23 protein-coding genes are annotated in these 26,587 nt (G+C 73.3%); 15 read left to right on the top strand and 8 right to left on the bottom strand.

Annotated elements, in window-relative coordinates; all coding sequences use genetic code 11:
• Window positions 1–352 precede the first annotated feature (352 nt).
• Window positions 353–1,093 (bottom strand): SDR family oxidoreductase, encoded by a 741-nt coding sequence (locus tag WBK50_RS17840; protein WP_341336708.1) that lies wholly within the window; start codon window positions 1,091–1,093, stop codon window positions 353–355.
• Between the two features lie 77 nt (window positions 1,094–1,170).
• Here WBK50_RS17840 and WBK50_RS17835 point away from each other — a divergent pair, with 77 nt between their 5' ends.
• A complete protein-coding gene (locus WBK50_RS17835) occupies window positions 1,171–1,761 on the top strand; it encodes a TetR-like C-terminal domain-containing protein (protein ID WP_341336707.1) in 591 nt (196 codons plus the stop codon).
• A 17-nt stretch (window positions 1,762–1,778) separates the two neighbouring features.
• Here WBK50_RS17835 and WBK50_RS17830 read toward each other — a convergent pair whose 3' ends face one another.
• A complete protein-coding gene (locus tag WBK50_RS17830) occupies window positions 1,779–2,114 on the bottom strand; it encodes a TraR/DksA family transcriptional regulator (RefSeq protein WP_341336706.1) in 336 nt (111 codons plus the stop codon).
• A gap of 192 nt (window positions 2,115–2,306) precedes the next feature.
• Here WBK50_RS17830 and WBK50_RS17825 point away from each other — a divergent pair, with 192 nt between their 5' ends.
• Both WBK50_RS17825 and WBK50_RS17820 read left to right on the top strand, forming a co-directional pair.
• The gene (locus tag WBK50_RS17825; protein ID WP_341336705.1) at window positions 2,307–2,921 is read left to right on the top strand and encodes a hypothetical protein; all 615 of its coding nucleotides are present in this window, start codon (window positions 2,307–2,309) and stop codon (window positions 2,919–2,921) included.
• A 442-nt stretch (window positions 2,922–3,363) separates the two neighbouring features.
• Window positions 3,364–4,422 (top strand): extracellular catalytic domain type 1 short-chain-length polyhydroxyalkanoate depolymerase, encoded by a 1,059-nt coding sequence (locus WBK50_RS17820; RefSeq protein ID WP_341336704.1) that lies wholly within the window; start codon window positions 3,364–3,366, stop codon window positions 4,420–4,422.
• A 7-nt stretch (window positions 4,423–4,429) separates the two neighbouring features.
• Here WBK50_RS17820 and WBK50_RS17815 read toward each other — a convergent pair whose 3' ends face one another.
• The 4 genes from WBK50_RS17815 to WBK50_RS17800 form a co-directional block, all read right to left on the bottom strand.
• On the bottom strand, window positions 4,430–5,836 hold the full coding sequence (locus tag WBK50_RS17815) for an MFS transporter (protein WP_341336703.1): 1,407 nt from the start codon (window positions 5,834–5,836) through the stop codon (window positions 4,430–4,432).
• A gap of 191 nt (window positions 5,837–6,027) precedes the next feature.
• Window positions 6,028–6,642, bottom strand: a complete 615-nt coding sequence (locus WBK50_RS17810; protein ID WP_341336702.1) for a class I SAM-dependent methyltransferase — start codon at window positions 6,640–6,642, stop codon at window positions 6,028–6,030.
• Window positions 6,643–6,715: 73 nt separating this feature from the next.
• A complete protein-coding gene (locus WBK50_RS17805; RefSeq protein ID WP_341336701.1) occupies window positions 6,716–7,720 on the bottom strand; it encodes a TIGR03617 family F420-dependent LLM class oxidoreductase in 1,005 nt (334 codons plus the stop codon).
• A 71-nt stretch (window positions 7,721–7,791) separates the two neighbouring features.
• On the bottom strand, window positions 7,792–9,342 hold the full coding sequence (locus tag WBK50_RS17800) for an acyl-CoA synthetase (protein WP_341336700.1): 1,551 nt from the start codon (window positions 9,340–9,342) through the stop codon (window positions 7,792–7,794).
• A 220-nt stretch (window positions 9,343–9,562) separates the two neighbouring features.
• Here WBK50_RS17800 and WBK50_RS17795 point away from each other — a divergent pair, with 220 nt between their 5' ends.
• The 5 genes from WBK50_RS17795 (at window position 9,563) to WBK50_RS17775 (ending at window position 14,369) form a co-directional block, all read left to right on the top strand.
• Complete coding sequence (locus WBK50_RS17795) at window positions 9,563–10,645, top strand: NADH:flavin oxidoreductase/NADH oxidase (RefSeq protein ID WP_341336699.1); 1,083 nt, start codon at window positions 9,563–9,565, stop codon at window positions 10,643–10,645.
• A gap of 72 nt (window positions 10,646–10,717) precedes the next feature.
• Window positions 10,718–11,698: a zinc-dependent alcohol dehydrogenase gene (locus WBK50_RS17790; protein ID WP_341336698.1), complete on the top strand. Its 981-nt coding sequence runs from the start codon at window positions 10,718–10,720 to the stop codon at window positions 11,696–11,698.
• A gap of 31 nt (window positions 11,699–11,729) precedes the next feature.
• Entirely contained in the window at window positions 11,730–12,128 is a 399-nt protein-coding gene (locus tag WBK50_RS17785; RefSeq protein ID WP_341336697.1) for a 6-pyruvoyl trahydropterin synthase family protein, read from the top strand.
• A 26-nt stretch (window positions 12,129–12,154) separates the two neighbouring features.
• The gene (locus WBK50_RS17780) at window positions 12,155–13,189 is read left to right on the top strand and encodes a glycosyltransferase family 4 protein (RefSeq protein ID WP_341339421.1); all 1,035 of its coding nucleotides are present in this window, start codon (window positions 12,155–12,157) and stop codon (window positions 13,187–13,189) included.
• A 130-nt stretch (window positions 13,190–13,319) separates the two neighbouring features.
• Window positions 13,320–14,369 carry a lysylphosphatidylglycerol synthase transmembrane domain-containing protein gene (locus tag WBK50_RS17775; protein WP_341336696.1) on the top strand — a complete coding sequence of 350 codons (1,050 nt, stop codon included), beginning with the start codon at window positions 13,320–13,322 and terminating at the stop codon, window positions 14,367–14,369.
• 12 nt (window positions 14,370–14,381) lie between these two features.
• Here WBK50_RS17775 and WBK50_RS17770 read toward each other — a convergent pair whose 3' ends face one another.
• A complete protein-coding gene (locus WBK50_RS17770) occupies window positions 14,382–16,148 on the bottom strand; it encodes a sigma-54-dependent Fis family transcriptional regulator (protein WP_341336695.1) in 1,767 nt (588 codons plus the stop codon).
• A gap of 155 nt (window positions 16,149–16,303) precedes the next feature.
• On the opposite strand from WBK50_RS17770, the gene WBK50_RS17765 reads away from it, so the two are divergent.
• The 5 genes from WBK50_RS17765 (at window position 16,304) to WBK50_RS17745 (ending at window position 23,067) form a co-directional block, all read left to right on the top strand.
• On the top strand, window positions 16,304–17,215 hold the full coding sequence (locus tag WBK50_RS17765) for an alpha/beta hydrolase (protein WP_341336694.1): 912 nt from the start codon (window positions 16,304–16,306) through the stop codon (window positions 17,213–17,215).
• Window positions 17,216–17,241: 26 nt separating this feature from the next.
• Window positions 17,242–18,855, top strand: coding sequence for a flavin-containing monooxygenase (locus tag WBK50_RS17760; RefSeq protein WP_341336693.1), 1,614 nt, complete (start codon window positions 17,242–17,244; stop codon window positions 18,853–18,855).
• Between the two features lie 110 nt (window positions 18,856–18,965).
• Window positions 18,966–19,346: a hypothetical protein gene (locus WBK50_RS17755; protein WP_341336692.1), complete on the top strand. Its 381-nt coding sequence runs from the start codon at window positions 18,966–18,968 to the stop codon at window positions 19,344–19,346.
• Window positions 19,340–21,073 (top strand): ABC transporter ATP-binding protein, encoded by a 1,734-nt coding sequence (locus tag WBK50_RS17750; protein WP_341336691.1) that lies wholly within the window; start codon window positions 19,340–19,342, stop codon window positions 21,071–21,073. The genes WBK50_RS17755 and WBK50_RS17750 overlap by 7 nt, the downstream gene beginning before the upstream one ends.
• A 56-nt stretch (window positions 21,074–21,129) precedes the next feature.
• Complete coding sequence (locus WBK50_RS17745; protein WP_341339420.1) at window positions 21,130–23,067, top strand: ABC transporter ATP-binding protein; 1,938 nt, start codon at window positions 21,130–21,132, stop codon at window positions 23,065–23,067.
• 76 nt (window positions 23,068–23,143) lie between these two features.
• On the opposite strand, the gene WBK50_RS17740 is transcribed toward WBK50_RS17745, so the two are convergent.
• A complete protein-coding gene (locus WBK50_RS17740; protein WP_341336690.1) occupies window positions 23,144–24,268 on the bottom strand; it encodes an acyl-CoA dehydrogenase family protein in 1,125 nt (374 codons plus the stop codon).
• A gap of 70 nt (window positions 24,269–24,338) precedes the next feature.
• On the opposite strand from WBK50_RS17740, the gene WBK50_RS17735 reads away from it, so the two are divergent.
• Window positions 24,339–25,034, top strand: a complete 696-nt coding sequence (locus tag WBK50_RS17735) for a winged helix-turn-helix transcriptional regulator (protein WP_341336689.1) — start codon at window positions 24,339–24,341, stop codon at window positions 25,032–25,034.
• A 92-nt stretch (window positions 25,035–25,126) separates the two neighbouring features.
• Window positions 25,127–26,533, top strand: coding sequence for a GABA permease (gene gabP, locus WBK50_RS17730; RefSeq protein ID WP_341336688.1), 1,407 nt, complete (start codon window positions 25,127–25,129; stop codon window positions 26,531–26,533).
• The last annotated feature ends 54 nt before the right edge of the window (window positions 26,534–26,587 follow it).

Raw genomic sequence — 26,587 nt, 5'->3', positions numbered from 1 at the left:
AACTCGTACAGGCCGAAGAGGTTGCCGACCCGGTCGGCGGCCACCGTGAACCCCCGCTCGACGAGCCACGCCGTCAACCAGGCGCGCATGGCGCCGTCCTCGAGCGTCGCGGCCTGCCGCTCGACGCCGCCGGCGGGCGTCGCGCCGATGGCCGACAGTGCGGCGAAGTCGGAGAGCAGCCGGGCGTCCGCGGCGGGGTCCCGGGGAACATGGACGGTCGTGGTCATGCCCGATTGTCACGCCTCCCGGCGGCGCCGGAGGTTTCGATCCGGCGAAGGATCCAGGCCGGGCGAAGGATCCAGGCCGGGCGAAGGATCCAGGCCGGGCGAAGGATCCAGGCCGGGCGAAGGACTCAGCCGATCCCGCCGTTCGCGTAGAGGATCTGGCCGTTGACCCACCGGGCCGGGCCGGCGAGGAACGCGACGGTCTCCGCGATGTCGTCCGGGGTGCCGAGCCGCTCCAGCGGGGCGGCCTTCGCGAGCCGGTCCACGGTCGCGTCGTCCTTGCCGTCCAGGAACAGCGGCGTGGCGGTGGGGCCGGGCGCGACGGCGTTGACCGTGACGTCCCGGCCGCGCAGCTCCCGGGCGAGGATCAGCGTCATCGCGTCCACGGCGCCCTTGGTCGCGGCGTAGGCGGTGTAGCTCGGGAGGGCGAGCTTCACGACCGTCGACGAGAAGTTGACGATCGCGCCACCCGCCCGGACCCGGCGCGCGGCCTGCTGGTCCACGACGAACGTGCCGCGGACGTTGGTGCGGTGCATGCGGTCGAAGTCCGCGAGGTCGAGCTCGGCCAGCGGCGCGAGCAGCATGACCCCGGCCGCATGGACCACGACGTCGACGCCGCCGTAGAGCTCCTCGGCGCGGTCGAACAGGGCCGTGACCTCGGCCTCGTCCGCGACGTCCGCGCGGAAGGACTCCGCGGTGCCGCCGGCCGCGGCGACCGCCTCGACGGTTTCCTTCGCCCGCCCGGCGTTGCCCGAGTAGTGGACGACGACCCGCATGCCGTCCGCGGCCAGCCGCTCGACGACCGCGCGGCCGATCCCGCCCGAGGCGCCGGTGACGATCGCGACCCGCGGGGCGTCGGTGCTGTTCATGGGGCCCTCCGTATTCGTGTACGCGGCGTCCATATAGGTATGGATGTGGACGTTGCGTCCACGACAGGGAGGTCGGGATGACGCAGCCGGTCCGGCGTGGCCGGGGCAGGCGCCCCGCGGTGGAGGTGCGCCGGGAGGTCCTCGCCGCGGCGGGCGCGCTGCTGCTCGACGAGGGGATGGCCGGGTTCACCGTCGAACGCGTCGCGAGGCTGTCCGGCGCGATCACGACGACCCTGTACAAGTGGTGGCCCTCGAAGGGGGCGCTCGCGCTGGACGGGTACTTCGCCGCCGTCGAGCAGACGCTGTCCTTCCCGGACACCGGGGACATCGAGGCGGACCTGCGCACACAGGTCCACGCGTTCGCGGGGCTGATGACGGGGACCCGGGCAGGCCGCGTCGTCGCGGAGCTGATCGGGCAGGGCCAGACCGACCCCGACCTCGCGGCGGCCTTCCGGGAGCGCTACTCGGCGCCGCGGCGCGCCCTGGCGGTCGAGGCGATGGTCCGCGCGCAGCACCGGGGTCAGCTCCGCGCGGACGTCGACCCGCAGATCGTCGTGGACCAGCTGTGGGGGGCGTGCTACCACCGGTTGCTGATCCCGGACGAGCCGATCACGGACGCCTTCGTCGACGGCCTGATCGGCAACATCGTCCGCGGCATCCGGCCGTAGGGGTCGGGCCACGAGGGTCAGGCGTGCTCGCGGCAGCGGCTCGCCTCGGGGCGGGTCTCCAGCCGCTCGTCGTCGATCTCCCGGCCGCAGACCTCGCACCGGCCGTAGGTGCCGCTCTCCAGTCGCTCGATCGCGGCGAGCACCCTGTCGCGCTGGACGTGCGACGTGTCCTCCTGCAGGTCCTCCTCCATGGTCTGGGCCAGATGGGAGCCGCGGTCCCCGATGTCGAGGCCCACAGCGGAGCGGTCGTCCTGGCCGACGACCTCCTGGAGCGACTCCTCACTGAACTCGACCTGCTCGTCGAGCCGGCGCAGCTCGTCCTCGAGCAGGGAGCGGGCGTGGTCGGTGTCCATGGTTCGGAGTCCTTCGGTGGGAGCGGGTCGGTCGCGGTGGGATCCCCCCGCGGCCGACCGGGAAAACCCCGGCAGGTCAGAGCGGCAGTCGCTCCGGATCCAGGACCTCCGGTGCCTCACGCAGACCCAGCAGCGCGGTGATCGTGGCGTGCCCGGCGGTTCATGCGGGGGCCCCGGCGGGTACCCGCGCGGATGACGAGATCGGCGACGGCCACGGACCGGTTCGACGGCACGATCGCGGGCCTCGGCACGGCAGCCGGGCTGCGGGTGGTGGTCGGGCACTGGCCGACGTCGCCGCTGGGGGCGTTCACCGACGTCATGGCCGAGCGCCCGGACGGGCACCGGATGCTGCTGGCCCCCGACGCCGTGGTGGCGGACTTCGTCTCCGGCACGTACACGTTCGACGAGGTGGTGCTCACCCCCGTCGACCACGAGATCGACGGCGACCGGCTCCGGGTGTCCGCGGGCCCGCTGCAGCTGACGTTCCACGTCGGCGGGCGCCCGCCGCTCGGTGTGCTGCTCCGCGCGGTGCCCCGCTCGCTCGCCACCGCCCCGTGGTGGATCTCCGCGATCGACCTCGTCGCGCGCCGGGTCCTGCCCGGGGTCCGGACCCGGGGGAGTGCCGGCAACGGCCGCGAGGAGTTCTACGCGGCGCTGGACCTGCACCGGATCGTCGTCGCGGACGTCCGCTGGGAGGGCGTGGACCAGGGCGGGCTCGCCCCGGTGCACCCGCCGGTGCGCTTCGGCTTCGGGTCGACGCCGAGCACGCCGGCCCTCGTGCGGGTGGTGACGCTCGTCCGCTCGTGACCGCCGGCCCGGTCACCGCGGCGAACGCGCAATTCGTCGCGAACGCATGCCGGGGATCGGTCGGATTTCGGACTCCGGGCCACGTCACACGCGTACTCCGCGCTCCGCGGCGGCGTCGCCGCCCTGGTGGCTCCCGTGCCGTTCCAACAGGGCGTGGCCGGCGCGCCGCGCAAGGGCGATCGGGTCCGGGCGGGCTGCCGGGTCGCACCGGCGCTGATTCCTCGGCCGTTCGTGCAGCCTCGGCGGGAAGAGTTCCGCCGAGTGCGGAAATGACGTAGGCCGTTTCCGGCAATTGCCTCTCGTCCTTCGGTGGGCGAGGTTTCGTCCGGGTGAATCCTTCCTCGACACACCGTGACGAGGCCGACCCGGGTGCGGCCCGGGTCCCGCCTACGCTGGTCGGTGCTCGCGTGGCCGGCACCGGCCGCACCGTCCGAAGGGAACCATGCCGCGTCGACCGCGTCCGGCCCGGTGGTCCCTGCCGGGCGCCCGGCTCCCGGCCCTGCCGTGGTTCGCGCTGCCGAAGGTTCGGGGGCCGCGGGCCCCGGTGCCGACCCGGTCACGCGCCCCTCGGCTACCGGCCGAGCGGGCACGGGTCCTGCCGACCCGTCCGCGGCTGCCTGCGGTCACCGCCCCGGGCCGGCGTTCCCCCAGGACCGGCCGGTGGATCCGCGGCCTGCGATCCGGACGTTCCTACGACGTCTACCTGCCCGCGGGCGTGCCCCGGCGGCGCCGCATCCCGATGGTCCTGCTGCTGCACGGGTGCACCCAGACCCCGTCCGGGTTCGCGGACTCGACCCGGTTCACCACGGTCGCGGACCGCAACGGGTTCGCGCTCGCCGTCCCGCAGCAGGAGCGCTGGCACCAGGCACAGCGGTGCTGGCGCTGGTACGAGTCCGCCCACCAGCGCCGGGGCGGCGGCGAGCCCGCCCTGCTCGCGACGATCGTCCGGGATGTCTGCGCCGAACCCCGTCGCTGGAACGTCGACCCGAGCAGGGTCTACGTCGCCGGCATCTCCGCGGGCGGCGCGATGGCGCTGATCCTGGCGGCGACCTACCCGGACGTGTTCGCCGCCGCCGGGGTGCACTCCGCCCCGCCCTACCGGTCGGCGCGGGGTGGCGGGGGAGCGCTGACCGCCATGGCCGGGCACGGCCGGGTCCCGGACGTGGAGGGGTCCATCGCGCCGGTCGTGGTCGTGCAGGGGGCGTCGGACCATGTGGTCCGGCCGGTGAACGGGGACCGGGTCGTCGAGCAGTGGCTGGACCACCGGACCGCCGCACCCGGCCGTACCCGGACGGACACCGGCCGGACCGCCGGGCGCCGCTACACCCGCCGGCGCTGGTACTCCGGCAGCCGCCGGGTCCTGGAGTACTGGAAGGTCGACGGTCTCGGGCACGCCTGGTCCGGCGGTCGCCCGGACGCGTCGTTCTCGGACCCGGCCGGCCCGCGGGCGTCGACGATCATGTGGCAGTTCTTCCGGGCGCACCGCACGGCCGCGCAGTAGAGCGGCCTCACGCGCGGCCCGTCACCTCATCCCCGGCCGTACGCGCCAGCAGCAGCCCCTCGACCGCCGGCACCAGCAGGAGGACGGCGAGCAGCACGAACGCGACCCGGAACGGCCGGTCCGCGCCGCCGTCGGTCAGCCCCTCGCCGACCCGCACCAGCAGCGCTCCCACCGCCACGCCGAGGCCCGCGCCGAGCTCCTGCAGCGTGGACATCAGGGTGTTGGCACTGTTCATCCGGGGCTGGTCGACGTCGGAGAACGCGACGCTGTTGTAGGCGGTGAAGCCGACCGACCGGACGATCCCGCTGAGCAGGAGCAGGCCGAGGAGCAGCGGCAGCGGGGTCGTGGCCTGCACGAACGCGATCCCCACCAGGCACGCCGCGGACGCCAGCACGGCGCCGAGCATCACCGTGCGGATGCCGAACAGGCGCATCAACGGCGTCGTCGCGGGCTTGATGCCGACGTTGCCCACGAACAGTGCGATCACCACCAGACCGGCCTCCGCGGCGTTCCAGCCGAACCCGAGCTGGAGGAACAGCGGCAGCAGGAACGGGATCGCGGTGATGACGGCGCGGAACACCGAGCCGCCCAGCGCCGTCACCCGGAAGGTCGCGACCCGCAGGATCCGCAGGTCCAGCAACGGCCGGGGGGTCCGCAGCAGATACACCACGGCCGCGCCCAGGCTGGTCACGGCGACCACCAGCGAGACGGCGACGACCGCCGGGTCCGGCGTGGCCGCCCCGATCTTCTCCAGCCCGACGACGAGCGCCGCAACCCCGACCGCCGTGAGCGCGAACCCACGCCGGTCCAGCCCGGCCGGGCCGTCGCCGCGGACGTCCGGGACGAGCCGGCGGGAGAGCACCAGCGCGGCGAGGCCCAGCGGGATGTTGAGGACGAAGATCCACCGCCAGGACGCGTACGTGCTCAGCACGCCACCCAGCGCGGGGGCCAGCACCGGGGCGACGAGGGCCGGCCAGGTCAGGTAGGCGATCGCCCTGACCAGGTCCGCCTTCGTCGTCGTCCGCAGCACGACGAGCCGTCCGACCGGCACCATCATCGCCCCGCCGACCCCCTGCAGCACCCGCGTGCCGACGAGCATCGGCAGGTTCACCGCCAGCGCGCAGCCCAGCGAGGCGAGGGTGAAGACCCCGACGGCGCTCGTGAAGACCAGCCGGGCACCGAAGCGGTCCGTGAGCCATCCGCTGATCGGGATGAGCACGGCCAGGGTCAGCACGTACGCGGTGATCGCCACGTTGACCGCGACCGGCGCGATCCCGAGGTCCTCGGCGATGTGCGGGGCCGCCGGCGCGATCACGGTGCCGTCCAGGATCTCCATGAAGAACGCGCCCGCGACGAGCAGCGCGAGGCCGCGGTGCAGCCCCCCGTGCGCGCCGCCGGCGGGACCGGTCGTCATCCGCGATCCCCTCCCTCTCGGCGATCAGGAGAACACCTTTCCGGGACGGACGGTGGGCCGCCCGCACGACCTGCCGTTCGTGCTGCTCCCGCCGGTCCGGGCCGTCCACGGCGCCGCCCCCGTGGACCGGCGACGGCGCGCGGGAGCGGGACCGCCGCCGGCCCCAGAGATCCTGTCCTGGGAGACCGGCCCTAGGAGGCTTCGTCCGCGCGGAGCGCGGCATGCCGGGGGCCGCGGCAGACGTAGAGCCGGGCCGGGGGGAGGTTCCGCCAGACCGGGGCCGTCGCCTCGACGTGGATGAACCTGTCCTCCATGCACCGCACGAGGTCCCGGACCCGGTCCGGGATCGCCGTCAGCGTGATGATCGTGGCGAACACGCCGTCCCGCCCGAGCGTTCCGGCGGCGGCGGTGAGCATGCTGTGGCGCTGCGTCGGCGGCAGGAGCGTCCACGGCAGCGACGAGATGATCGCGTCGACGGTGCCGACCCCGGCCTCGGCGAGCAGCGTGGTGAGGTCGGCGGCGTCTCCGTGCAGCACCTCCAGCCACGGCCGGGTCCGGTGCAGGTAGGCGACGAACTCCGCGTCGACCTCGACCGCGACGTACCGCGAGCCCGGGGCGAGCCGGGCGTGGATCGCGTCGGACAGGGCGCCGGTGCCGGCCCCCAGCTCGACGACCGTCGGCGTGCCCACGTCGGGCACGACAGCGGCGATCTCGGCGGCGAGGGCGGCGCCGGTGGGGGCCGGGGCGCCCATCAGGTCCGGCCGGCGCAGGGCGCGGCGGAGGAAGGTCCTGTGTCCGAGAGGCATCCGCCAAGCTTGTCCCGATATGTCCCGCTCGGCTACCGGGAGTGATCTGCGGCTCGCGCCGAGGAGACCCGGGCTACCCGCGCAGGTGCTTGGCGGTGGCCGTGAGCAGCTCCGGGTCCACGTCGTACGGGGTGTAGAGGGATACCCGGTCCGCCAGGTCCCCGTAGCGCTCCTCGATCCGAGCGGCGAGCTCCGCCGGCGTGCCGGCGAGTGCGAAGGCGGCGAGCACGTCGTCGTCGATCGCCGTGGCCATCTCGTCCCAGGCCTGCTGGCGGGAGAGCCGGTTGAGCTTCTCGGCGAGCGCGCCCCAGCCGTGGTGGTCCAGGACCGGGCGGTAGGCGGGGGTGGAGCCGTAGAACGCGATCTGCCGCCGCACGCCTGCCTCGGCCTTCGCCCGCGCCTGCGGGTCCACGCCCAGGACGGAGAAGACGGGCAGGGTGACAGCGAACCCGTCGAGCGAGCCGCCGCGGGCCCGGGTGAGCGCGGGGAAGGTGACCTCGCGGAGGTAGGACTCGGTGGTGAGGGCGTGCGCGAGCAGCCCGTCGGACACCCGGCCGGCGACCTCGGTCATCCGCTCGCCGACCGCCGCCAGCAGGATCGGCGGGTTGCCGTGCGGGTTGGGGCCGGGGTCGAAGAACTCCGTCATCAGCGTGTGCGTGTAGAACTCGCCCTCGAAGCGCAGCCGCTCGCCGGTCTCCCAGCACTTCCAGATCGCCCGGACCGCGGAGACGAACTCCTCCATCCGCGCCGCGGGCCTGCTCCACGGCATGCCGAACCGGCGCTCGATGTGCGCCTTGACCTGCGAGCCGAGGCCCAGCTCGAGTCGGCCGCCGGAGACCAGCTGCACGTCGTTGGCCTGCATCGCCAGCGTCATCGGATTGCGGGAGAACGCGACGGCGATGCCGGTCTGCAGCGTGATCCGCTCGGTGGCGCGGGCGGCGAGGGACAGCGCGAGCAACGCGTCGTGCTGGGTCTCCGGCACCGTGATGCCGGCGTAGCCGTCGGCCTCCGCGGCGAGCGCCGCCGCCTCGACCTCCAGGGGGTTCGCGGAGAACTCCGCGACCGCGTCGACCTGCACCGGGTCCTCCTTCAGCTGACGGGAACGACCTGATCCAACCAGGCGACGGGGTCGCCCCCCGGTCGGCCCGTTCAGACGGGGGCCCCGGCTGCCTCGGCGTAGGCGGCCCGCAGCTTGTGCTTCTGCAGCTTGCCGGTCTCGGTGCGGGGAAGCTCGGAGACGAAGTCGATGCTGCGCGGGACCTTGTAGTGCGCGATCCGGGCACGGAGGAAGTCCATCAGCTCGCGCTCGAGCTCGGGCCCCGCCGTCACCCCGGGTGCGGGCTGGACGACGGCCTTGACCTGCTCGCCCATCTCCTCGTCCGGGAGGCCGATCACCGCCAGGTCCAGGACCGACGGGTGCAGCGTCAGCGCGTCCTCGATCTCCTGCGGGTAGATGTTGACCCCGCCCGAGATGATCATGAAGGCCTTGCGGTCGGTGAGGAAGAGGAAGCCGTCGGAGTCGACGTAGCCCATGTCGCCCGTCGTCCCCCAGTTCGGGTGCTTCGGGTTCTGCGCCTGCCGGGTCTTCTCCGGGTCGTTGTGGTAGGCGAACGGCAGGGCCTCGCGTTCGAAGTAGACGAGCCCGACGTCGCCCTGGGGGACCTCGTCGCCGGCGTCGTCGCAGATGCGGAGCACGCCGAGCAGGGCCGTGCCGACCGAGCCCGGCTTGCGCAGCCACGCGGGGGAGTCGATCAGGGTCAGGCCGACCGCCTCGGTGGCCCCGTAGTACTCGTGCAGGATCGGCCCCCACCAGTCGATCATCTGCTGCTTGACCTCCACCGGGCACGGCGCTGCCGCGTGCACGGCGACGCGGTGCGAGGACAGGTCGTGGGCCGTCCGCCGCTCCTCGGGGAGCTTGAGCATCCGGACGAACATCGTCGGCACCCACTGGCTGTGCGTCACGCGGTGGCGCTCGATCGCGGCCAGCGCGGCCGCGGCGTCGAACCTCGGCATGACGACGACGGTGCCGCCGACGGAGTGCACCATGCCGCCGAAGCGCAGCGGCGCGGAGTGATAGAGGGGCGCGGGAGAGAGGTACACGGTGTCCGCGTCGAGGCCGTAGACCGGCCCGAACACCGCGAGCAGCGGGTCCGGCGACTCGTCGACCTGCATGCCGGACAGCGGCGCCTTGATGCCCTTCGGCCGCCCCGTGGTGCCGGAGGAGTAGAGCATGTCCCTGCCGCGGGGCTGATCCGGCAGCGGTTCGGCGGAGACGGCGGCGAGCGCCGCCTCGTAGTCCTGGTGGCCGTCCACCGCACCGCCGAAGGCCAGCCGCACCGCGATCCCGGGCGTCTCCGCGGCCAGGTCCGTCGCGACCGCGCCCATCCTCTGCGACACCACGAGGGCCTTCGCGCCGCAGTCGGAGAGGATGTAGGCGATCTCGGCGGGGTTGAGGTGCCGGTTGATCGCGGTGATGTAGAGCCCGCTGCGGATCGCCGCCCAGAAGACCTCGAAGGTGCGCGGGGTGTTCTCGGCGAGCAGGGCGACGTCGTCGCCGGGGCGCAGGCCGGCGTCGTGCAGCACCCGCGCGAGCCGGGCGGAGCGTTCGTCGAGCTCCGCGTAGGTGAGCTGCTCACCGGTGTCGGACATGATGACCGCGGGCTTGTCCGGGGTGAGCGCGGCGAAATGACCGGGGTACACGGTTGCCTCCTCGTTGAGCACCGACGACGCGTCGATCGTGGGGCAGCCACCCCGTGAGGGTCAACACTGACTGTTTCGGGGCCGGCGGCAGGTGGCACGGGTGGTCCTGTCCGGCGGTGCGGCCGGTCCTCGTGATCGCCGGTGAAGAACAGCACAGCGGGAATGCGGTGCGGGTGGTCGACGGCTGACCTCAGGAGAGATCACGATCGAAGGAGTACTCATGCCGTCCCTGTTCGACCCCATCACCCTCCGCGGGCTCACCGTCCGCAACCGGATCTGGCTCGCCCCGATGTGCCAGTACGCGGTCGAGGCGCGGGACGGGGTCCCCACGGACTGGCATCTCGTGCACCTCGGTGCCCGCGCGACCGGCGGGTTCGGGCTGGTGATGACCGAGGCCTCAGCCGTCACGGCCGAGGGCCGGATCAGCCCGCAGGACGTCGGGATCTGGACCGACGAGCAGGCCGCCGCCTGGTCCCGGATCGTGGACTTCCTGCACGCCCACGGCGCGGTCGCCGGAACTCAGCTGGCGCACGCCGGGCGCAAGGCCTCGGAGTTCTCGCCCTGGCGCGGCGAGGGCTCCGTCCCGGAGGCGGACGGCGGCTGGGGCGCGTCCGGGCCGTCGGCGGTGGCGTACCAGGGCCTCGCGGTGCCGCACGAGCTGACCGTCGAGGAGATCGGCGAGGTCGTCGACGCGTTCGTGGCGGCGGCCCGGCGGGCGGAGTCGGCGGGGTTCGACGTCGTCGAGATCCACGGCGCCCATGGTTACCTGCTCCACCAGTTCCTGTCCCCGCTGGCGAACCGGCGGACGGACGCCTACGGCGGATCGTTCGAGAACCGGGTGCGGCTGCTGCTCGAGGTCGTGGACGCCGTCCGCGCGGTCTGGCCCGAGGACAAGCCGCTGCTGGTCCGGCTCTCGGCCACGGACTGGGTCGAGGGCGGCTGGACGGCGGAGGAGACCGTGGAGGTGTCCGGGCTGCTGGCCGCGCACGGCGTCGACCTCGTCGACGTCAGCTCGGGCGGGTTGGACGCCCGGCAGCAGATCCCGGTGGGCCCCGGCTACCAGGTGCCGTTCGCGCGCGACGTGCGCACGAAAGCGGGGGTGGCGACCGGTGCCGTCGGGCTGATCACGGATCCGGCGCAGGCCCAGGGCATCCTCGACGACGGGGACGCGGACGTCGTCCTGCTCGCCCGGGTCGCGCTGCGGGAGCCGGCCTGGCCGCTGCGCGCCGCGCACGAGCTGGGCGTCCCCGCGAAGGACGCGCCGTACCCGCCGAACTACGCGCGGGGCGCCTGGCGGTCCTGAGTCTCCGTCCGGCCTAGGCTCCGGCGCGGGCGGACCGGCCGTCGGTCCGCCCCCGACGAGTCAGGAGACCGCGTGGAGCCCACCGCCCGAGCGCTGTGGCTGCGCGCGCCCGGTGAGTGCGAGATCCGCTCCGTCGAGCTGCCCGCGCCCGCGGACGACGAGGTGCTGGTCCGGACCCTGTTCTCGGGCGTGAGCCGGGGGACGGAGGCGCTGGTCTTCCGCGGCGGTGTCCCGGCGAACCAGCGCGGGACGATGCGGGCGCCCTTCCAGGAGGGCGACTTCCCGGCCCCGGTGAAGTACGGCTACCTCAACGTCGGCGTCGTCGAGCAGGGACCGCCCGCGCTGCTGGGCCGGAGCGTGTTCTGCCTCTACCCGCACCAGACCCGCTACGTCGTGCCGGCGAGCGCGGTGACCCCGCTGCCCGCCGACGTCCCGGCCGGCCGCGCGGTGCTGGCCGGGACCGTGGAGACGGCCGTCAACGCGCTGTGGGACGCCGCGCCGCTGGTCGGGGACCGGATCGCGGTCGTCGGGGCGGGGATGGTCGGATGCAGCGTCGCCGCCGTGCTCGCCGGGTTCCCGGGCGTCGACGTGCAGCTGGTGGACACGGAGCCGGCGCGGGCCGCGGTCGCGGACGCGTTGGGCGTCGGGTTCGCGTCGCCGGCCGACGCCGTGGGGGAGTGCGATCTCGTCGTGCACACCAGCGCGTCGGAGGCGGGGCTCGTCCGGGCGCTGGAGCTGCTCGCGCCGGAGGGCGAGGTGCTGGAGATGAGCTGGTACGGGGACCGGACGGTCGCGCTGCCGCTCGGGGAGCACTTCCACTCGCGCCGCCTGACCGTCCGCAGCAGCCAGGTCGGCATGGTGTCCCCGGCCCGGCGCGCCCGCCGCACGTTCGCCGACCGGCTCGCCCTGGCGCTCCGGCTGCTCGCCGATCCGCGGTACGACGCCCTGGTCACGGGGGGTTCCACTTTCGACGAGCTGCCCCACGTGATGCCGATCCTGCTCGGCGGTGAACCGTCGGGGCTCCTGCACCGTGTCAGCTACGGGGACGGCTGACGGGCCGTTCCGCCATCCCGGGAGGCCTGCGTTGTTCAGCATCACCGTCCGCGACCACATGATGGTGGCCCACAGCTTCCGCGGCGAGGTCTTCGGACCGGCGCAGCGGCTGCACGGCGCGACCTTCGTCGTCGACGCCACGTTCCGCCGCCCGGACCTGGACGCGGACAACATCGTCGTGGACATCGGCCTGGCCACCACCGAGCTCGGCGCCGTGGTGGGCGCGCTCAGCTACCGCAACCTGGACGACGAGCCGGACTTCGCCGGGATCAACACGTCCACGGAGTTCCTGGCGAAGGTCGTCGCGGACCGGCTCGCGGACCGGATCCACGCGGGCGCGCTCGGCGAGGGGGCCCGGGGGATCGCCGAGATCGCGGTGACGCTGCACGAGTCCCACGTCGCGTCGGCGAGCTACGAGCGGCCGCTGTGAGCATCGGTGCGAGCACTGCCGTGACGATGCGGCCCGTGCACGTCGTCCTGCCGGGGAACGTCGACGACCCCGCGTTGCCCAGCGGCGGCAATCTCTACGACCGGCGCGTGTGCTCCGGCCTCGCGCAGGGGCGTCCGGTGCACGAGATCGCCGTACCCGGGAGCTGGCCCCTCCCGTCGCGGGCGAGCCGGGGCGCGCTGCGCCGGGAGCTGGCGGCGGTACCGGACAGGGGAGTCGTCCTGCTCGACGGGCTGGTGGCGTGCGGGGTCCCGGACGTGATCGTCGCGGAGTCCACCCGGCTGCGGCTGGTCGTCCTCGTGCACCTCCCGCTGGGCGACGAGCGCGGCGCCGCGCCCGAGCTCGACGCGCGGGAGCGGGAGACCCTGCACGCCGCGGCCGCCGTCGTCGCGACGAGTGCATGGACGGCGCGGCGGCTGGTGGAGCACCACGGGCTCCCGGCGGAGCGGGTGCACGTCGTCGTCCCCGGCGCCGACCCGGCTCCGCTCGCGCCCGGCACGGACGGCGTGACCGGGTTGCTGTGCGTCGGCTCGCTGACCGCGACGAAGGGCCAGGACCTGCTGGTCGAGGCCCTGGGGGAGGTCGCGCACCTGGGCTGGAGCTGCACCGTCGTCGGGCCGCTCCTCCGCGACCCGGCCTACGTCACCTCCGTACGGGAGGCGATCACCGCCCATGGCCTGCACGGGCGGGTCGAGCTGACCGGCCCGCGGACGGGTGACGAGCTCGCCGCGGCCTTCGCGGCCGCGGACCTGCTGGTCATGCCCTCGCGCGCCGAGTCCTTCGGGATGGTCGCAGTCGAGGCGCTGGCGCGCGGGATCCCGGTGCTCGCCACGGCGCTCGACGGCATCCGGGAGGCCGTCGGCCGCACCTCCTCCGGTGCGGTTCCGGGCCTGCTGGTCCCGCACGAGCACCTGGCCGACGGCCTGCGCCGCTGGCTCTGCGACGACGACCTCCGGGACGGCCTGCGCGCCGCGGCCCGGGAACGCAGGCCGACCGTTCCCACGTGGGACTCGACGGTCCGGCTGCTCGAGGGGGTGCTGTGATGCTGATGCGCCTGCGGCGCGCGGACGACGTCGTCCCGGCCCCGTCCACCGCGCACGACCCCCGCGCCTCCTCCCGGTTCCGGCCCCGGCTCCGGACCGTCGTCGCGGTCGCGATCCTCGGCATCCTCGGGTGGAGCTCGGCACCGACGCGTTCCTCGACGGCCTGCGCGCCGTCGACCCCTTGTCGGTGGTCGCGGCCCTCGCCATCGGGCTGGTGACCACCGTGGCCAGCGCATGCCGGTGGCGCCTCGTCGCCCGCAGGCTCGGCCTGCCGCTGTCGCTCCGTACCGCCGTCGCCGACTGCTACCAGGCACTGATCCTGAACACGGTGCTGCCCGCGGGCGTCCTCGGTGACGTCAACCGCGCGGTGACCCACGGCCGGGAGAGCGGCGACGTCGGCGCCGGGGTCCGGGCCGTGGTGCTGGAGCGGGTCGCGGGCCAGGTCGTGCTGTTCCTCGTGGGGGCGGCGGTGCTGCTCACGCAGCCGGCGGTGCTCTCGCCCCTGGCCGGCGGCCTCGTGCCCGCCCTCGTCGTCGCGGCCCCGCTGCTGCTCACCGGCGGGCTGTGGGTGCGCCGCGCCCGCCGCGCGGCGCGGCTCCGGACGGCTCTGCGCGAGTTCCGGACGGGGGCCCGCCGCGGCCTGCTGGCCCGCGACGCCTGGCCCGGGGTCGCCCTGCTGTCGCTGGTCGCGCTGGCCGGGTACGTCGCGCTGTTCCTGGTCTCCGCCCGCGCGGTGGGCTCGACGGCGCCGACGCTGCAGCTGCTCCCGCTGGTGGTCCTGGCGCTGTTCGTCATGGGCCTGCCGCTCAACGTCGGTGGGTGGGGACCGCGGGAGGCGGTCGCGGCGCTCACGTTCGGGGCGGTCGGTCTGGGGGCGGAACAGGGAGTCGGGGCAGCGGTCGTGTACGGGGTACTGACCCTGATCGGGACGCTGCCGGGTGCCGCGGTGCTGATCGCGCGCAGGGCACGGTCGCGGCCTGGCGTCGCAGGAGGCGAGGCCCGCGTCGCGGAGGGCGAGTCCGGTGTCGCGGGCGCCGCGGACTCGCGACAGCCGGCCACAGCGATCGGCATTCCGGCCATGCGGGCGCCGCTGCCCGTCGAGACGGCGACGTCGGCCACTCGTCCGGGCGGGAGTCGGTCCCGCGGCCGTGCGCACACGGGCCGGACCGAACAGGTCTAGCCGAGCAGCCGACTACGCACCCCAGCGCTTCTCGTCGATCCCCAGCGCCCGCATCTTCCGGTACAGCGTCGACCGCGCGATCCCCAGCCTCTCCGCCGCGACGAGCTTGTTCCCCGCCGCGTCCGTCAGCGCCTCCAGGATGGTCTCCCGCTCGGCCCGCTTCAGTGACGGCATCGCGCGCCGCGGCGCGGTCTGCCGGTACTCCGGCGGCAGGTGCGTCAGCGCGACGTCCGATCCCATGGCACGCAGCAGCGCGGCGCTCAGGACGGCGTCGAGCTCGCGGACGTTGCCCGGCCAGCCCAGCGCCATCAACGCCTGCAGCGTCGCGGCCTGCAGCCGTGGCAGCGGCCCGGGCCCGGTGCGCCCGCGGATCAGGACCGGCGCGATGTCCGCGAGGTCCTCCGGCCGGTTCCGCAGCGGCGGCAGGGCGACCCGGGCCGGGAAGCGGTCCAGCAGCCGGACCGCCGGGGTGTCGCCGACCGGCTGCACGGCCGTCGCGACGATCCGGGCGGGCAGGCCCTGCCGGGCGTCGAGCAGGGCGGCGAGCGCCGCGCATGCGGCGTCGGGCGTGAGATCGAGGTGTCGCAGGACGAGCGTGCCGGGCAGGCCCAGCCGCCGCCCGACCCGGTCCAGCCACCCCGGATCGGCGAGTGCGGCGTCCATGACCGTCGTCGCGTCGGGGTCTCCGACGTGCCGGGCGGCGTGCATCTTGCCGGTGCCCGGCTCGCCGGTGACCAGGACGTCGAGGCCGGACCGGCCTGCGACGGCGAGGTCCTGGCAGGCTCGTTGCCACACGGCGCTCCGCCCGGGCAGCAGATCGTGCGACGCCGAGGTGGGCCGCGCCGGCCGCCGGTGCGGCGATCCCGCGGACTGCCGGCGCATCTCGATCAGCACCCCCGCGGCCGAGGCCCCGTCCTCCCCGACGGTCCGCCCCCGCGCGTGGACCACGACGTCGCGGCCGAGCCGGACCTCGCCGGCGCAGTCCCCGCGGCCGGTCATCACCGTCGACGCCCAGTCCCAGAGCAGCGCGTGGTCCTCCGGGTCCAGCAGCTTCGCCGCCGAGGTGTTGGTGATGATGAAGTCCTGGTTCAACGACACCACCGCCGCCGACGACCGCCGCGAGACCTGCAGGAACTCCTCCAGCAGCATCCGCTCGCGCAGCGACGACTCGGCGTACATCCGGGACTCGATCTCCCGCGACGCGGCGAGCATCAGCGGCTTCATCAGCGCGCTCGTGTCGTCGTAGCGGCAGCAGACGTCCAGCACCCCGACCACCCGCCGGTTGACCGGGTGCCGCAACGGCGCGCCCACGCAGGTGAAGTCCTGCAGGTTGTCCCGGTAGTGCTCGGCCCCGGCGATCATCACCGGCCCGGCGGACTCGAGGACGCTGCCGATCCCGTTCGTCCCGATGTGCTCCTCGCCGAAGCAGGACCCGGGGACGGCGAGCACCCTGTCCAGGTGCCGCGCGACCGTCCGGCCGTCCGTGCGCCGGTCCAGGATGCGGGCGTCCGCGTCCGCGAGGATGACGGCGGTGCCGCCGCTGAGGTGGTCCGCGAGCCAGTCCAGGACGGGGTTCGCCGCGGCGGTGAGCAGCCTGTTCGCGCCCCCGAGGACCGGCTCGTAGGGCACGTCGGCGCCGCTCGGCGCCACGCCCAGCATGCGGGAGCGCCGCCAGGAGGAGACGATCTCGGGCCGCAGCGTCGGATCGGTGCGGCCGTCCTCGGACAGGAAGGTCTCACGCGCGTTCCGCAGCGCGCCCTCGCGTTCGCCGACCGTCATCCGGTACCACCCCCGCGTCGCTGCGAGCCCCGAGGACCGAGTGAATCACCGTGACCGGTGTCTCACTGTCCCAGAACGCTACAGACCTGACGTCGTTCGTGTGGTGTTGCGTTGTCGGACAGTTTCCGCTGGTCCCCGCACCCATCCTTCCGCCCATGGCGAGCACCGGGTCCGACGAGCTGCGGACGATCTATCAGAGCTGGGCCGACCGCATGGCGGCCGCGCCCGACATGGACGTGGCCACCCTCCGGGATCTCTTCGAGGAGTGGCACCGGCCGACGGCCGAGCCGACCGGGGTGACGTACGAGGAGGTCGACGCCGGCGGCGTCCCCGCCCTCTGGTGCATCCCGCTGGAGGCGGCCGCCGACCGGGTGCTGCTGTTCACCCACGGCGGCGGCTTCGTCGTCGGCTCGATCGCGACGCACCGCAAGCTGGCCGGGCACCTGGCGAAGGCCGTCGGCGCCCGCGCCCTGGTGCTCGACTACCGGCTGGCCCCGGAGCACCCCTTCCCGGCCCAGCTGGAGGACGCCGTCACGGCCTACCGCTGGCTGCTGGGCCAGGGCATCGAGCCCGGCCACATCGTGACGACCGGCGACTCGGCCGGCGGCAACCTCGCGATCAGCACCGTCCTCAAGCTCCGCGACGACGGCGACCCGCTCCCGGCCGCGATCCTGCCGATGTCCCCTTGGCTGGACATGGAGCACCTCGGCAAGACCCTGGAGAGCAACGCCCACACCGATGCCCTGGTCAGCCGGCCGATCCTCGAGGGCATGGCGGGCATGTTCCTGGGCGAGAGCGGCGACCCGACCCATCCGCACGCCAACCCGCTCTACGCGGACCCGACCGGGCTGCCGCCCATGTACGCCTGCGCGGGCGGCCACGAGACCCTGCAGGACAACGCCGAGCGCTTCCACGAGAAGGCCCGCACCGCCGGGGTGGACGCGACGCTCGAGATCGTCCCCGAGATGCAGCACGTCTACACGTTCTCCGCGGGCCGCGCGCCCGAGGCCGACGCGACGATCGCCGCGATGGCGGCCTGGGTCCGCCCGCGTCTCGGCCTTTCCTGACCCCGTCACCTCCAGAGAGGACACCGATGTCCACAGCTGTGCAGACCGACCTCGACGTCGTCGTGATCGGCGCCGGGTTCGCCGGCCTGGCCATGCTCCACCGCGTCCGCGAGTCCGGGTTCGACGCGCGCGTCTACGAGGCCGGTGACGGCGTCGGCGGCACCTGGTACTGGAACCGCTACCCCGGCGCCCGCACGGACAGCGAGTGCTACTACTACTGCCTCTCCTTCAGCAAGGAGCTGGTCGAGGAGTGGAGCTGGTCCGAGCGCTACCCCGGACAGCCGGAGATGCTGCGCTACCTGGACTTCGTCGCGGACAAGTTCGACCTCCGCAAGGACATCCGCTTCGGCACCCGGGTCACCTCGGCGACGTTCGACGAGTCCTCGAACACCTGGGAGGTGGCCACCGACACCGGTGAGCGGGTCCGCTCGCGGTTCGTGATCACCGGCCTGGGCCTGCTCACCGCCCCGCACATCCCGGACTTCCGGGGGCTGGACTCCTTCGCCGGCGACACCTACCTGACGTGCCGGTGGCCCGCCGAGGGCGTCGATCTCACCGGCAAGCGGGTCGGGATCATCGGGACCGGTGCCACCGGCGTGCAGGCGATCCCGATCATCGCGGAGCAGGCCGCGCAGCTCACGGTCTTCCAGCGCACACCGAACTACGTGGTCCCGGCGCAGAACCGGCCGATGGAGCCGGACGAGATCGCGGACCTCAAGGCCCGGCACTACGAGATCCTCGCCAAGGCCCGCAACCACTCCTTCGCCATGCCCTTCGACCCGGGCCACGGCCCGACCGCGGAGTTCAGCGAGGAGGAGCGGCAGCGGATCTACGAGGAGGGCTGGGCCTCGGGCGGCTTCCGGTTCCTCTTCGAGACCTTCGACGACATCATCCTCGACGAGGCGGCCAACGAGTCCGCAGCGGAGTTCATCCGCTCCAAGATCCGGGGGATCGTGCACGACCCGGAGACCGCCGAGCTGCTCTCGCCGCGGGGCTACCCGTACGCGGGCAAGCGGCCTCCGGCCGGGCACGACTACTACGAGGCCTACAACCGGGACACGGTGTCGCTCGTGGACATCAGCAAGGCACCGATCCAGGAGATCACCCCGACCGGGCTGCGCACCGCGGACGCCACCTACGAGTTCGACGTGCTCATCCTGGCCACCGGCTTCGACGCGGTCACCGGGGCGCTGACCAGCATCGACATCCGTGGCCGGGACGGGCTCACGCTCAAGGAGAAGTGGGCGGACGGCCCGTCGACCTACCTCGGACTCACGGTCCACGACTTCCCCAACCTGTTCACGATCAGCGGCCCGGGCAGCCCGTTCGCCAACATCCCGGTCTGCATCGAGAAGAACGTCGAGTGGATCGGCAACGCCCTCGATCACGCCCGCAAGAGCGGGGTCGAGGTCGTCGAGGCGACCGCCGAGGCCGAGGCGGACTGGGACCGGCAGGTGCAGGAGGTCGTCAGCGGGACCTTGCTGACCCAGGGGGCGAAGGTCCACTCCTGGTTCACCGGCGCGAACATCCCGGGGAAGAAGCCGGTGGTGAACGTGTGGTTCGGCGGGGCGAACAACTACTTCGCCGCCTGCGACGCGGTCGCGGAGCGGGGGTACGAGGGGCTGACGCTCACGCGCTGACCGGAGAGGCCGCACAGGGGCCGTTCCACCGTGGACACGACACGGGGGACGGCCCCTGGGCCGTCCGGTACGTCCGGTGTGGATTCGCCCTGCGCGGAAATCGTTTGTTGATGAGCGCGCACTCATCTAGCGTCCCGTCGCGTGACGGCGGCAACCGGGAGGCAGCGCGCGGGCCGGACGGCGCCGGAGGAGCGGCGCGCGAGCACGCTGCGCGCGATCGACGGATCGACCGGTCCCTCCCGCTCCGGGAGCGGCTCGAGGCCGCGGTGGAGATCCTCGCCGCCCGGTTGCGCGGCGTGATGGGGCTGCTCCACGCGATGGGCATCCACGGCCCGCCCCCGGAGGACGAGCACCACCCCGGGTGCGGGCGCCCGTCGCCGGCCGCGCTCAACGACCGGTTCCGCGCCGCCGTCGTCGACCTCGTGGGACCGGACACCCCCGAACCCAGTCACCGCCCCGACGACACCGCGACCGAGGTCCACCCATGCTGATCCGCCTGCTGCGGGAGTACCTGCGGCCCTACTCCCGAGCGTTGCTGGCGGTCGTCGCCCTGCAGCTGGTGGGGACGATGGCCGCGCTCTACCTGCCCAGCCTCAACGCCGACATCATCGACCAGGGCATCGCCAAGGGGGACACCGGTTACATCCTGAGCACCGGCGGCTGGATGCTGCTGGTGACGCTCGTGCAGATCCTCTGCTCGATCGTCGCCGTCTACTTCGGCTCCCGGACGGGCATGGGCTTCGGCCGGGACGTCCGGGCCGCGGTGTTCCACCGGGTCGGCGAGTTCTCCGCGCGTGAGGTCAACCGGTTCGGCGCGCCGTCGCTGATCACCCGCACCACGAACGACGTCCAGCAGGTCCAGATGCTCGTGCTGATGTCCGCCACGATGCTCGTCGCCGCGCCGATCATGTGCGTCGGCGGCGTGATCATGGCGCTGCAGGAGGACATCGGGCTGTCCTGGCTGGTGGCGGTGAGCGTGCCGGTGCTGGCGATCGCGATCGGCCTGGTGATCGCACGGATGGTCCCGAAGTTCCGGCTCATGCAGGTCCGGATCGACGCGGTGAACCGGATCCTGCGCGAGCAGATCACCGGGATCCGGGTGGTCCGCGCCTTCGTCCGGGAGCCCGTCGAGACCGCGCGCTTCGGCGTCGCGAACACCGAGGTCACCGAGGTCGCGACGGCCGCCGGGCGGCTGCAGGCGCTGATCTTCCCGATCGTCATGCTCGTGCTCAATGCGTCCAGTGTGGCCGTGCTGTGGTTCGGCGCGGCGCGCATCGAGGCGGGCCAGATGCAGATCGGGGCCCTCACCGCGTTCCTGGCCTACCTGCTGCAGATCCTGATGGCGGTCATGATGGCGACCTTCATGGCGATCATGATCCCGCGCGCCGCGGTCTGCGCGGAGCGGATCGCCGAGGTCCTGGACACCGAGTCGTCCGTGTCGCCGCCGTCCGCCCCCGTCACGCCACGCAGCCGGGAGGGCCGGCTCGTCTTCGACCACGCCACCTTCCGGTACCCCGGCGCGGCCGCACCCGTCCTGCGCGACGTCAGCCTCACGGCACTGCCCGGGCAGACCACGGCGATCATCGGCAGCACCGGAGCGGGCAAGACCACGCTGGTCTCGATGGTGCCCCGGCTGTTCGACGCCACCGGCGGCTCCGTCTCCGTCGACGGCGTCGACGTCCGGGAGCTCGAACCCGAGGAGCTCTGGCGGCGGATCGGCCTCGTCCCGCAGCGGCCCTACCTGTTCTCCGGGACCGTCGCGAGCAACCTGCGCTACGGCAACCCGGACGCGACCGACGACGAGCTGTGGGCCGCGCTGCGGATCGCCCAGGGCGAGGAGTTCGTGCGCGCCAGGGAGCAAGGCCTCGACTCGCCGATCTCCCAGGGCGGCACGAACGTCTCGGGCGGTCAGCGGCAGCGCCTGGCCATCGCTCGGGCCCTGGTCCGCGACCCCGAGATCTACCTGTTCGACGACTCGTTCTCCGCGCTCGACCTGACCACGGACGCCCGGCTCCGGGCGGCGCTGCGGCCGGTCACCGCGGACGCGACGGTGGTGATCGTCGCCCAGCGGGTGTCGACCATCCGGGACGCGGACCAGATCGTCGTGCTCGACGACGGGGCGGTCGTCGGCATCGGGCGGCACGAGCAGCTGCTCGAGACCTGCCCGACCTACGTCGAGATCGTCGAGTCCCAGCTCGGTGCGGAGGCCGCCGCGTGAGCACCGCCACCGGAAAGCCCCGGCAGGACGCGGACACCGTCCAGGCCGCCCGCGGCATGGCGAACGCCCGCCGCGGCGGGGGACCGCCGTGGGCCGGCGCCGGGCAGCCGGCGGAGAAGGCGTCGACCTTCGGTCCCTCGGCGAAGCGGCTCGCCGGCCGGCTCGCGCCGGAGCGGCTCGGCGTGCTCCTCGTGATCGTCCTCGGCGTCGTCAGCGTGGCGCTCAACGTGGTCGGCCCGAAGATCCTCGGCCGGGCGACGGACCTGATCTTCGCCGGCGTCATCGGCCGGCAGCTCCCGGCCGGGCTCACCGCGGAGCAGGCCGCCGCCGGGGCGCGGGCATCCGGCAACGAGACCGTCGCCAACGTGATCGAGGCGCAGCACGTGGTCCCGGGGGTGGGGATCGACTTCCGCGCCCTCGGCCTGGTGCTGCTCGGCGTGATGGCGATCTACCTCGGCGCCGCGGTGTTCGGCTACCTGCAGGGCTACCTGCTCAACGGCATCGTGCAGCGGACGATCTTCACGATGCGCCGGGACGTCGAGGACAAGATCAACCGGCTGCCGCTGCGCTACTTCGACGGCCAGCAGCGCGGCGAGGTGCTCAGCCGCGTCACCAACGACATCGACAACGTCTCACAGAGCCTGCAGCAGACGATGAGCCAGCTGCTCACGTCCGTGCTCACGGTCGTCGGCGTGCTGGCGATGATGTTCGTGGTCTCGCCGTTGCTGTCGCTGATCGCCCTGATCACGATCCCGGTGTCGGTGGGGCTGACCCGGGCCATCGCGAAGCGCTCGCAGAAGCAGTTCGTGGCGCAGTGGCGCAACACCGGCGCGCTGAACGGGCACATCGAGGAGGCCTTCACCGGGCACGAGCTGGTGCGGGTGTTCGGCCGGCGCTCGGAGGTGGAGCAGAGCTTCACGGAGAAGAACGAGAAGCTGTTCGAGGCGAGCTTCCGCGCCCAGTTCATCTCCGGGACGATCATGCCGTCGATGATGTTCATCGGGAACCTGAACTACGTGCTGGTCGCGGTGATCGGCGGGCTGCGGGTGGCGTCGGGCTCGATGAGCCTGGGCGACGTCCAGGCGTTCATCCAGTACTCGCGCCAGTTCACCCAGCCGCTGACCCAGGCGGCGTCGATGGCGAACCTGCTGCAGTCCGGCGTCGCGTCCGCGGAGCGGGTGTTCGAGCTGCTGGACGCCGAGGAGCAGCGCCCGGATCCGGCCGCACCGCAGGTGCGGACCGAGCGCCGCGGGCGGGTGGCGTTCGAGCACGTCTCGTTCCGGTACCTGCCGGACACCTCGCTGATCGACGACCTGTCGCTCGTCGCGGAGCCGGGCCAGACCGTCGCCATCGTCGGCCCGACGGGGGCCGGCAAGACCACCCTGGTCAACCTGATCCTGCGGTTCTACGAGCTGGACTCCGGCCGGATCACCCTCGACGGCGTGGACATCGCGGCCATGACCCGGCGGGACCTGCGCTCCGGCATCGGGATGGTCCTGCAGGACACCTGGCTCTTCGGCGGCACCATCCGGGACAACATCGCCTACGGCAACCCGGACGCCACCGAGGAGCAGCTCCTCGCCGCGGCGAAGGCGACGTACGTGGACCGGTTCGTCCGCAGCCTCCCGGACGGCTACGACACCGTGATCGACGAGGAGGGCAGCAACGTCAGCGCGGGGGAGAAGCAGCTGATCACGATCGCGCGGGCGTTCCTCGCCGATCCGTCGCTGCTGATCCTCGACGAGGCCACCAGCTCCGTCGACACCCGCACCGAGGTGCTGGTGCAGCGGGCGATGGCCGCCCTGCGCACGGACCGCACCAGCTTCGTGATCGCCCACCGGCTCTCCACGATCCGGGACGCGGACCTGATCCTGGTCATGGAGTCCGGGCGGATCGTGGAGCAGGGCACGCACGAGGAGCTGCTGGCCGCGCGGGGGGCGTACCACGCCCTGTACGACGCCCAGTTCGCCGGAGCGGTCGCGGACCCGGAGTAGCTCCTGGTGCCTTCACGAACGGCGCTTCCGCTCACCAGGTCTGAGCGAGAGCGCCGCTCGTGCGTCGATGGCGGGGTCAGCGGTCGAGGAGGGCCAGGGTGGCCTCCGGGGTGAGCGGGTGGAACGGGCCGCCCCGGACGTCCCGGTAGGCCCGCTCCAGGGGCGACGTGCGGAAGAAGGCCGCCCCGCCGACGGCCTCCAGCGCGATGTCGACGACGGCCCTGGCCTCGAGCACGGCGTGCCGCTTGGCCGTCATGACGGTGGCCAGTGCGGTGTCGTCGGCCGCGGGATCCGGGCCGATCTCGTCCACCGAGGCGTGCAGGGCCCACCAGGCGACGCGCAACCGGGCGCGCATCTCGCCCAGCTGGCGAGAGCCGCCGGCCCCGCGGCCCGCCAGCACCCGGGCCGCCTCGGCGCAGGCCCCGTCGGCCACCCCGAGGTAGACGGCGCCGCAGAGCGGCGCGAAGTGGATCGCCGCGACGAGCAGCGGTCCCGCCAGCACCCCGTAAGGCCGCCGGCCGACGACCTTCTCGGCGGGCACGAACACGTCGTCGAACACGAGGCTGTGGCTCGCCGTCCCTCGCATGCCGAGGGTGTCCCAGGTCTCGACGAGCGTGACCCCCGGCGCGGACAGCGGCACCCCGGCGTGCAGCACGACGGCGTCGGGGCCGGGCTCGCCGAGCGTCGCCGACGTCGAGAGGACGCCCGCGACCGGGGACTGGGTGCAGAACTCCTTCCGGCCGCGGAACCGGAACCCGCCCTCCACCTCGGTCGCCACGGTCGTCGGGCAGACCCAGTCCGAGCCGCCGCTCGTCGCCATCACCAGGCCTTCCCCGGCCACCTTGCGCAGTACCCCCTCGGCGTCCGGCGCGCCACGTCGTCGGCGCCAGCACTGCACGAACGTGAGGTAGAGGTGCATGGTCGAGGCCAGGGCGGCGGAGCCGGACCAGCGCGCGAGCTCCCGCTGGGCGAGCACCACCTCCCGCATCCCGGCGCCGAGCCCGCCGAGCTCGACCGGGACCGGCAGGCGAAGGTACCCGTGTTCCCCCATCGCGGCGTAGGCCTCGGTGACGAACGTGCCGTCCCGGTCGTGCGCGGCCTCGTGGGGCGCGGCGGCCCGGCCGACGGTCGTGGCGAGGGCGACGGCCTCGTCGGCCGTGATCCCGCCGGTGGACGTGGTCATCTCCGGTGTGAGCGTCATGCCGTCGACGCTAGGAATGACCCTGTTCGCCGGATAGTTCTGCTTCTGAACCAGGAGCACCATCGTCCGGATGGCGCGCTACGGGCAGTACTGTCCGATCACCCGCTCCCTCGAGGTGCTGGGGGACCGCTGGACCCTGCTGATCATCCGTGACCTGCTGGTCGGGGTCACCCGGTTCAACGAGCTCGCTCGCGGCCTGCCCCGGCTCTCCCGCGGGCTGCTGTCCAAGCGGCTGGACCAGCTCGAACGGGACGGGCTGGTGGTGCACCGGGACGGCGAGTACGTCCCGACCGAGGCCTGCGAGGGGCTCCGTCCGGTGGTGTTCGGGCTGGCCGAGTGGGGCGCGCAGTGGGCGTTCGGCGAGCCGCGCGCCGACGAGCTCGACTCGACGGTCCTGATGTGGTGGATGCGGGGCGGGATCGACGCCGCCGCGTTCGGCCGGCCCCGGGTCGTGATCAACGTGCTCGTGCCGGACGGGCAGCGGGTGCGCTACTGGCTCGTCACCGAGCACCACGACGTCTCGCTGTGCTTCACCGATCCCGGGTTCGACGTGGACGTCGTGATCGAGTCCTCGCTGTCGGTGCTCTACCAGGTGTGGGAGGGGCGCGTGCCGCTCGCCGCGGCGCGGCGGGACGGGCGGGTCCGGGTGAGTGGCGATCGCGCGCTGGTGCGGGCCCTGCCCTCGGCCCTGCGGTTCAGCCCGGTCGCGCCCTACGTCCGCCGCGCCGACCGGGCTCGGCGGACAGTCGGGACACCCGTGTCCTGACCGGCGCCCCCCGGCTGCGGCCGTGGCCCGACGGTGTGACGATGCGTCGCACCCGCGATCCGGGTCAGGCGCCGACGGAAGAGGGACCACACATGGCAGAGGCGGGAACCGCGCTCAGCTCCGGGCTGAAGAACCGGCACGTCACCATGATCAGTATCGCGGGGGTGATCGGGGCAGGGCTGTTCGTCGGCTCCGGCACCGCGATCGCCTCGGCGGGGCCGGGCGTGATCATCGCCTACGCGTTCGCGGGGCTGCTCGTGATCCTGGTGATGCGGATGCTGGGCGAGATGGCGGCGGCGACGCCGGACTCGGGCTCGTTCTCCACGTACGCGGACCGGGCCATCGGCCCGTGGGCCGGGTTCAGCGTCGGCTGGTTGTACTGGTGGTTCTGGGTGCTGGTGATCCCCGTCGAGGCGACGGCGGCCGCGACGATCCTGAACTCCTGGGTCACCTCGGTCCCGCAATGGACCTGGGCGTTGATCATCACGGTCCTGCTCACGGTGACCAACCTGTTCAGCGTCGCGAACTACGGCGAGTTCGAGTTCTGGTTCGCGCTGCTCAAGGTGGTCGCGATCGTCGCGTTCATCGTGATCGGCGTGCTGGCGGTGCTCGGCGTCCTGCCCGGCAGCGACGTCAGCGGGGTCTCCCGGCTCTACGACCAGGGCGGCTTCCTGCCCCACGGCTTCGGCGCCGTGATCGCCGCCGTGCTCGTCACGATGTTCAGCTTCATGGGCACCGAGATCGTGACGATCGCGGCGGCCGAGTCCGAGAACCCCGCGGAGAAGATCGGCAAGGCGACCCGCTCGGTGATCTGGCGGATCTCGGTGTTCTACCTGGCGTCGATCCTGCTCGTCGTCGCGCTGGTGCCGTGGAACAGCCCGGGGCTCGCCGAGAACGGCTCCTACCAGTCCGCGCTCGACGCCATCGGCATCCCCGGGGCGAAGGCGATCGTGGACATCGTGGTGCTGGTCGCGGTCGCGAGCTGCCTCAACTCGGCGCTCTACACGGCGTCGCGGATGATCTACTCGCTCGGTCGCCGCGGCCAGGCGCCGGCCGCCGTCATGCACACCACCCGGGAAGGGGTGCCGCGGATCGCGGTGCTCGCGTCGACGATCGTCGGGTTCCTCGCGGTGATCGCGAACTACGTCTTCCCGGAGGCGGTGTTCACGACGCTGCTCGCGACGTCCGGCGCGGTCGCCCTGCTCGTCTACCTGGTGATCGCGGTGTCGCAGCTGCGGCTGCGGCGCAAGCTCGACGAGGCCGGCAGCGCGATGCCGGTCCGGATGTGGGCCTACCCCGTCCTGACCTGGGCGGTGATCGTCGTGATCCCGTTGATGCTGGTCTACATGGCGCTGCGGCAGGGCTCCCGGTTCGACCTGATGATGACCGCGGTGATCGCCGTGGCGGTGGTAATCGTGGGCGTCGTGGTCACCCGGCGCCAATCCTCGCGGGAAGTGTCCACGTATGCGACAGTCACTACGCGACGCGACGCGCCATAGTCGAGTGATCCGTCGGCCCGTGGGGGTGCCCCCGCCCGCGCCGGCCTGGCGTCC

Source organism: Pseudonocardia sp. T1-2H (genome assembly GCF_038039215.1).
Classification (GTDB): Bacteria; Actinomycetota; Actinomycetes; order Mycobacteriales; family Pseudonocardiaceae; genus Pseudonocardia.
This window is presented reverse-complemented; position numbering and strand designations above follow the sequence as displayed.

Excerpts from the sequence above, each read along its gene's own strand:
- WBK50_RS17840 (WP_341336708.1), bottom strand. The coding sequence starts at position 1,093 with ATGAACAGCACCGACGCCCCGCGGGTCGCGATCGTCACCGGCGCCTCG.
- WBK50_RS17835 (WP_341336707.1), top strand. The coding sequence starts at position 1,171 with ATGACGCAGCCGGTCCGGCGTGGCCGGGGCAGGCGCCCCGCGGTGGAG.
- WBK50_RS17830 (WP_341336706.1), bottom strand. The coding sequence starts at position 2,114 with ATGGACACCGACCACGCCCGCTCCCTGCTCGAGGACGAGCTGCGCCGG.
- WBK50_RS17825 (WP_341336705.1), top strand. The coding sequence starts at position 2,307 with ATGACGAGATCGGCGACGGCCACGGACCGGTTCGACGGCACGATCGCG.
- WBK50_RS17820 (WP_341336704.1), top strand. The coding sequence starts at position 3,364 with ATGCCGCGTCGACCGCGTCCGGCCCGGTGGTCCCTGCCGGGCGCCCGG.
- WBK50_RS17815 (WP_341336703.1), bottom strand. The coding sequence starts at position 5,836 with ATGACGACCGGTCCCGCCGGCGGCGCGCACGGGGGGCTGCACCGCGGC.
- WBK50_RS17810 (WP_341336702.1), bottom strand. The coding sequence starts at position 6,642 with ATGCCTCTCGGACACAGGACCTTCCTCCGCCGCGCCCTGCGCCGGCCG.
- WBK50_RS17795 (WP_341336699.1), top strand. The coding sequence starts at position 9,563 with ATGCCGTCCCTGTTCGACCCCATCACCCTCCGCGGGCTCACCGTCCGC.
- WBK50_RS17780 (WP_341339421.1), top strand. The coding sequence starts at position 12,155 with ATGCGGCCCGTGCACGTCGTCCTGCCGGGGAACGTCGACGACCCCGCG.
- WBK50_RS17770 (WP_341336695.1), bottom strand. The coding sequence starts at position 16,148 with ATGACGGTCGGCGAACGCGAGGGCGCGCTGCGGAACGCGCGTGAGACC.
- WBK50_RS17765 (WP_341336694.1), top strand. The coding sequence starts at position 16,304 with ATGGCGAGCACCGGGTCCGACGAGCTGCGGACGATCTATCAGAGCTGG.
- WBK50_RS17760 (WP_341336693.1), top strand. The coding sequence starts at position 17,242 with ATGTCCACAGCTGTGCAGACCGACCTCGACGTCGTCGTGATCGGCGCC.
- WBK50_RS17755 (WP_341336692.1), top strand. The coding sequence starts at position 18,966 with ATGAGCGCGCACTCATCTAGCGTCCCGTCGCGTGACGGCGGCAACCGG.
- WBK50_RS17750 (WP_341336691.1), top strand. The coding sequence starts at position 19,340 with ATGCTGATCCGCCTGCTGCGGGAGTACCTGCGGCCCTACTCCCGAGCG.
- WBK50_RS17745 (WP_341339420.1), top strand. The coding sequence starts at position 21,130 with ATGGCGAACGCCCGCCGCGGCGGGGGACCGCCGTGGGCCGGCGCCGGG.
- WBK50_RS17740 (WP_341336690.1), bottom strand. The coding sequence starts at position 24,268 with ATGACGCTCACACCGGAGATGACCACGTCCACCGGCGGGATCACGGCC.
- WBK50_RS17735 (WP_341336689.1), top strand. The coding sequence starts at position 24,339 with ATGGCGCGCTACGGGCAGTACTGTCCGATCACCCGCTCCCTCGAGGTG.
- gabP (WP_341336688.1), top strand. The coding sequence starts at position 25,127 with ATGGCAGAGGCGGGAACCGCGCTCAGCTCCGGGCTGAAGAACCGGCAC.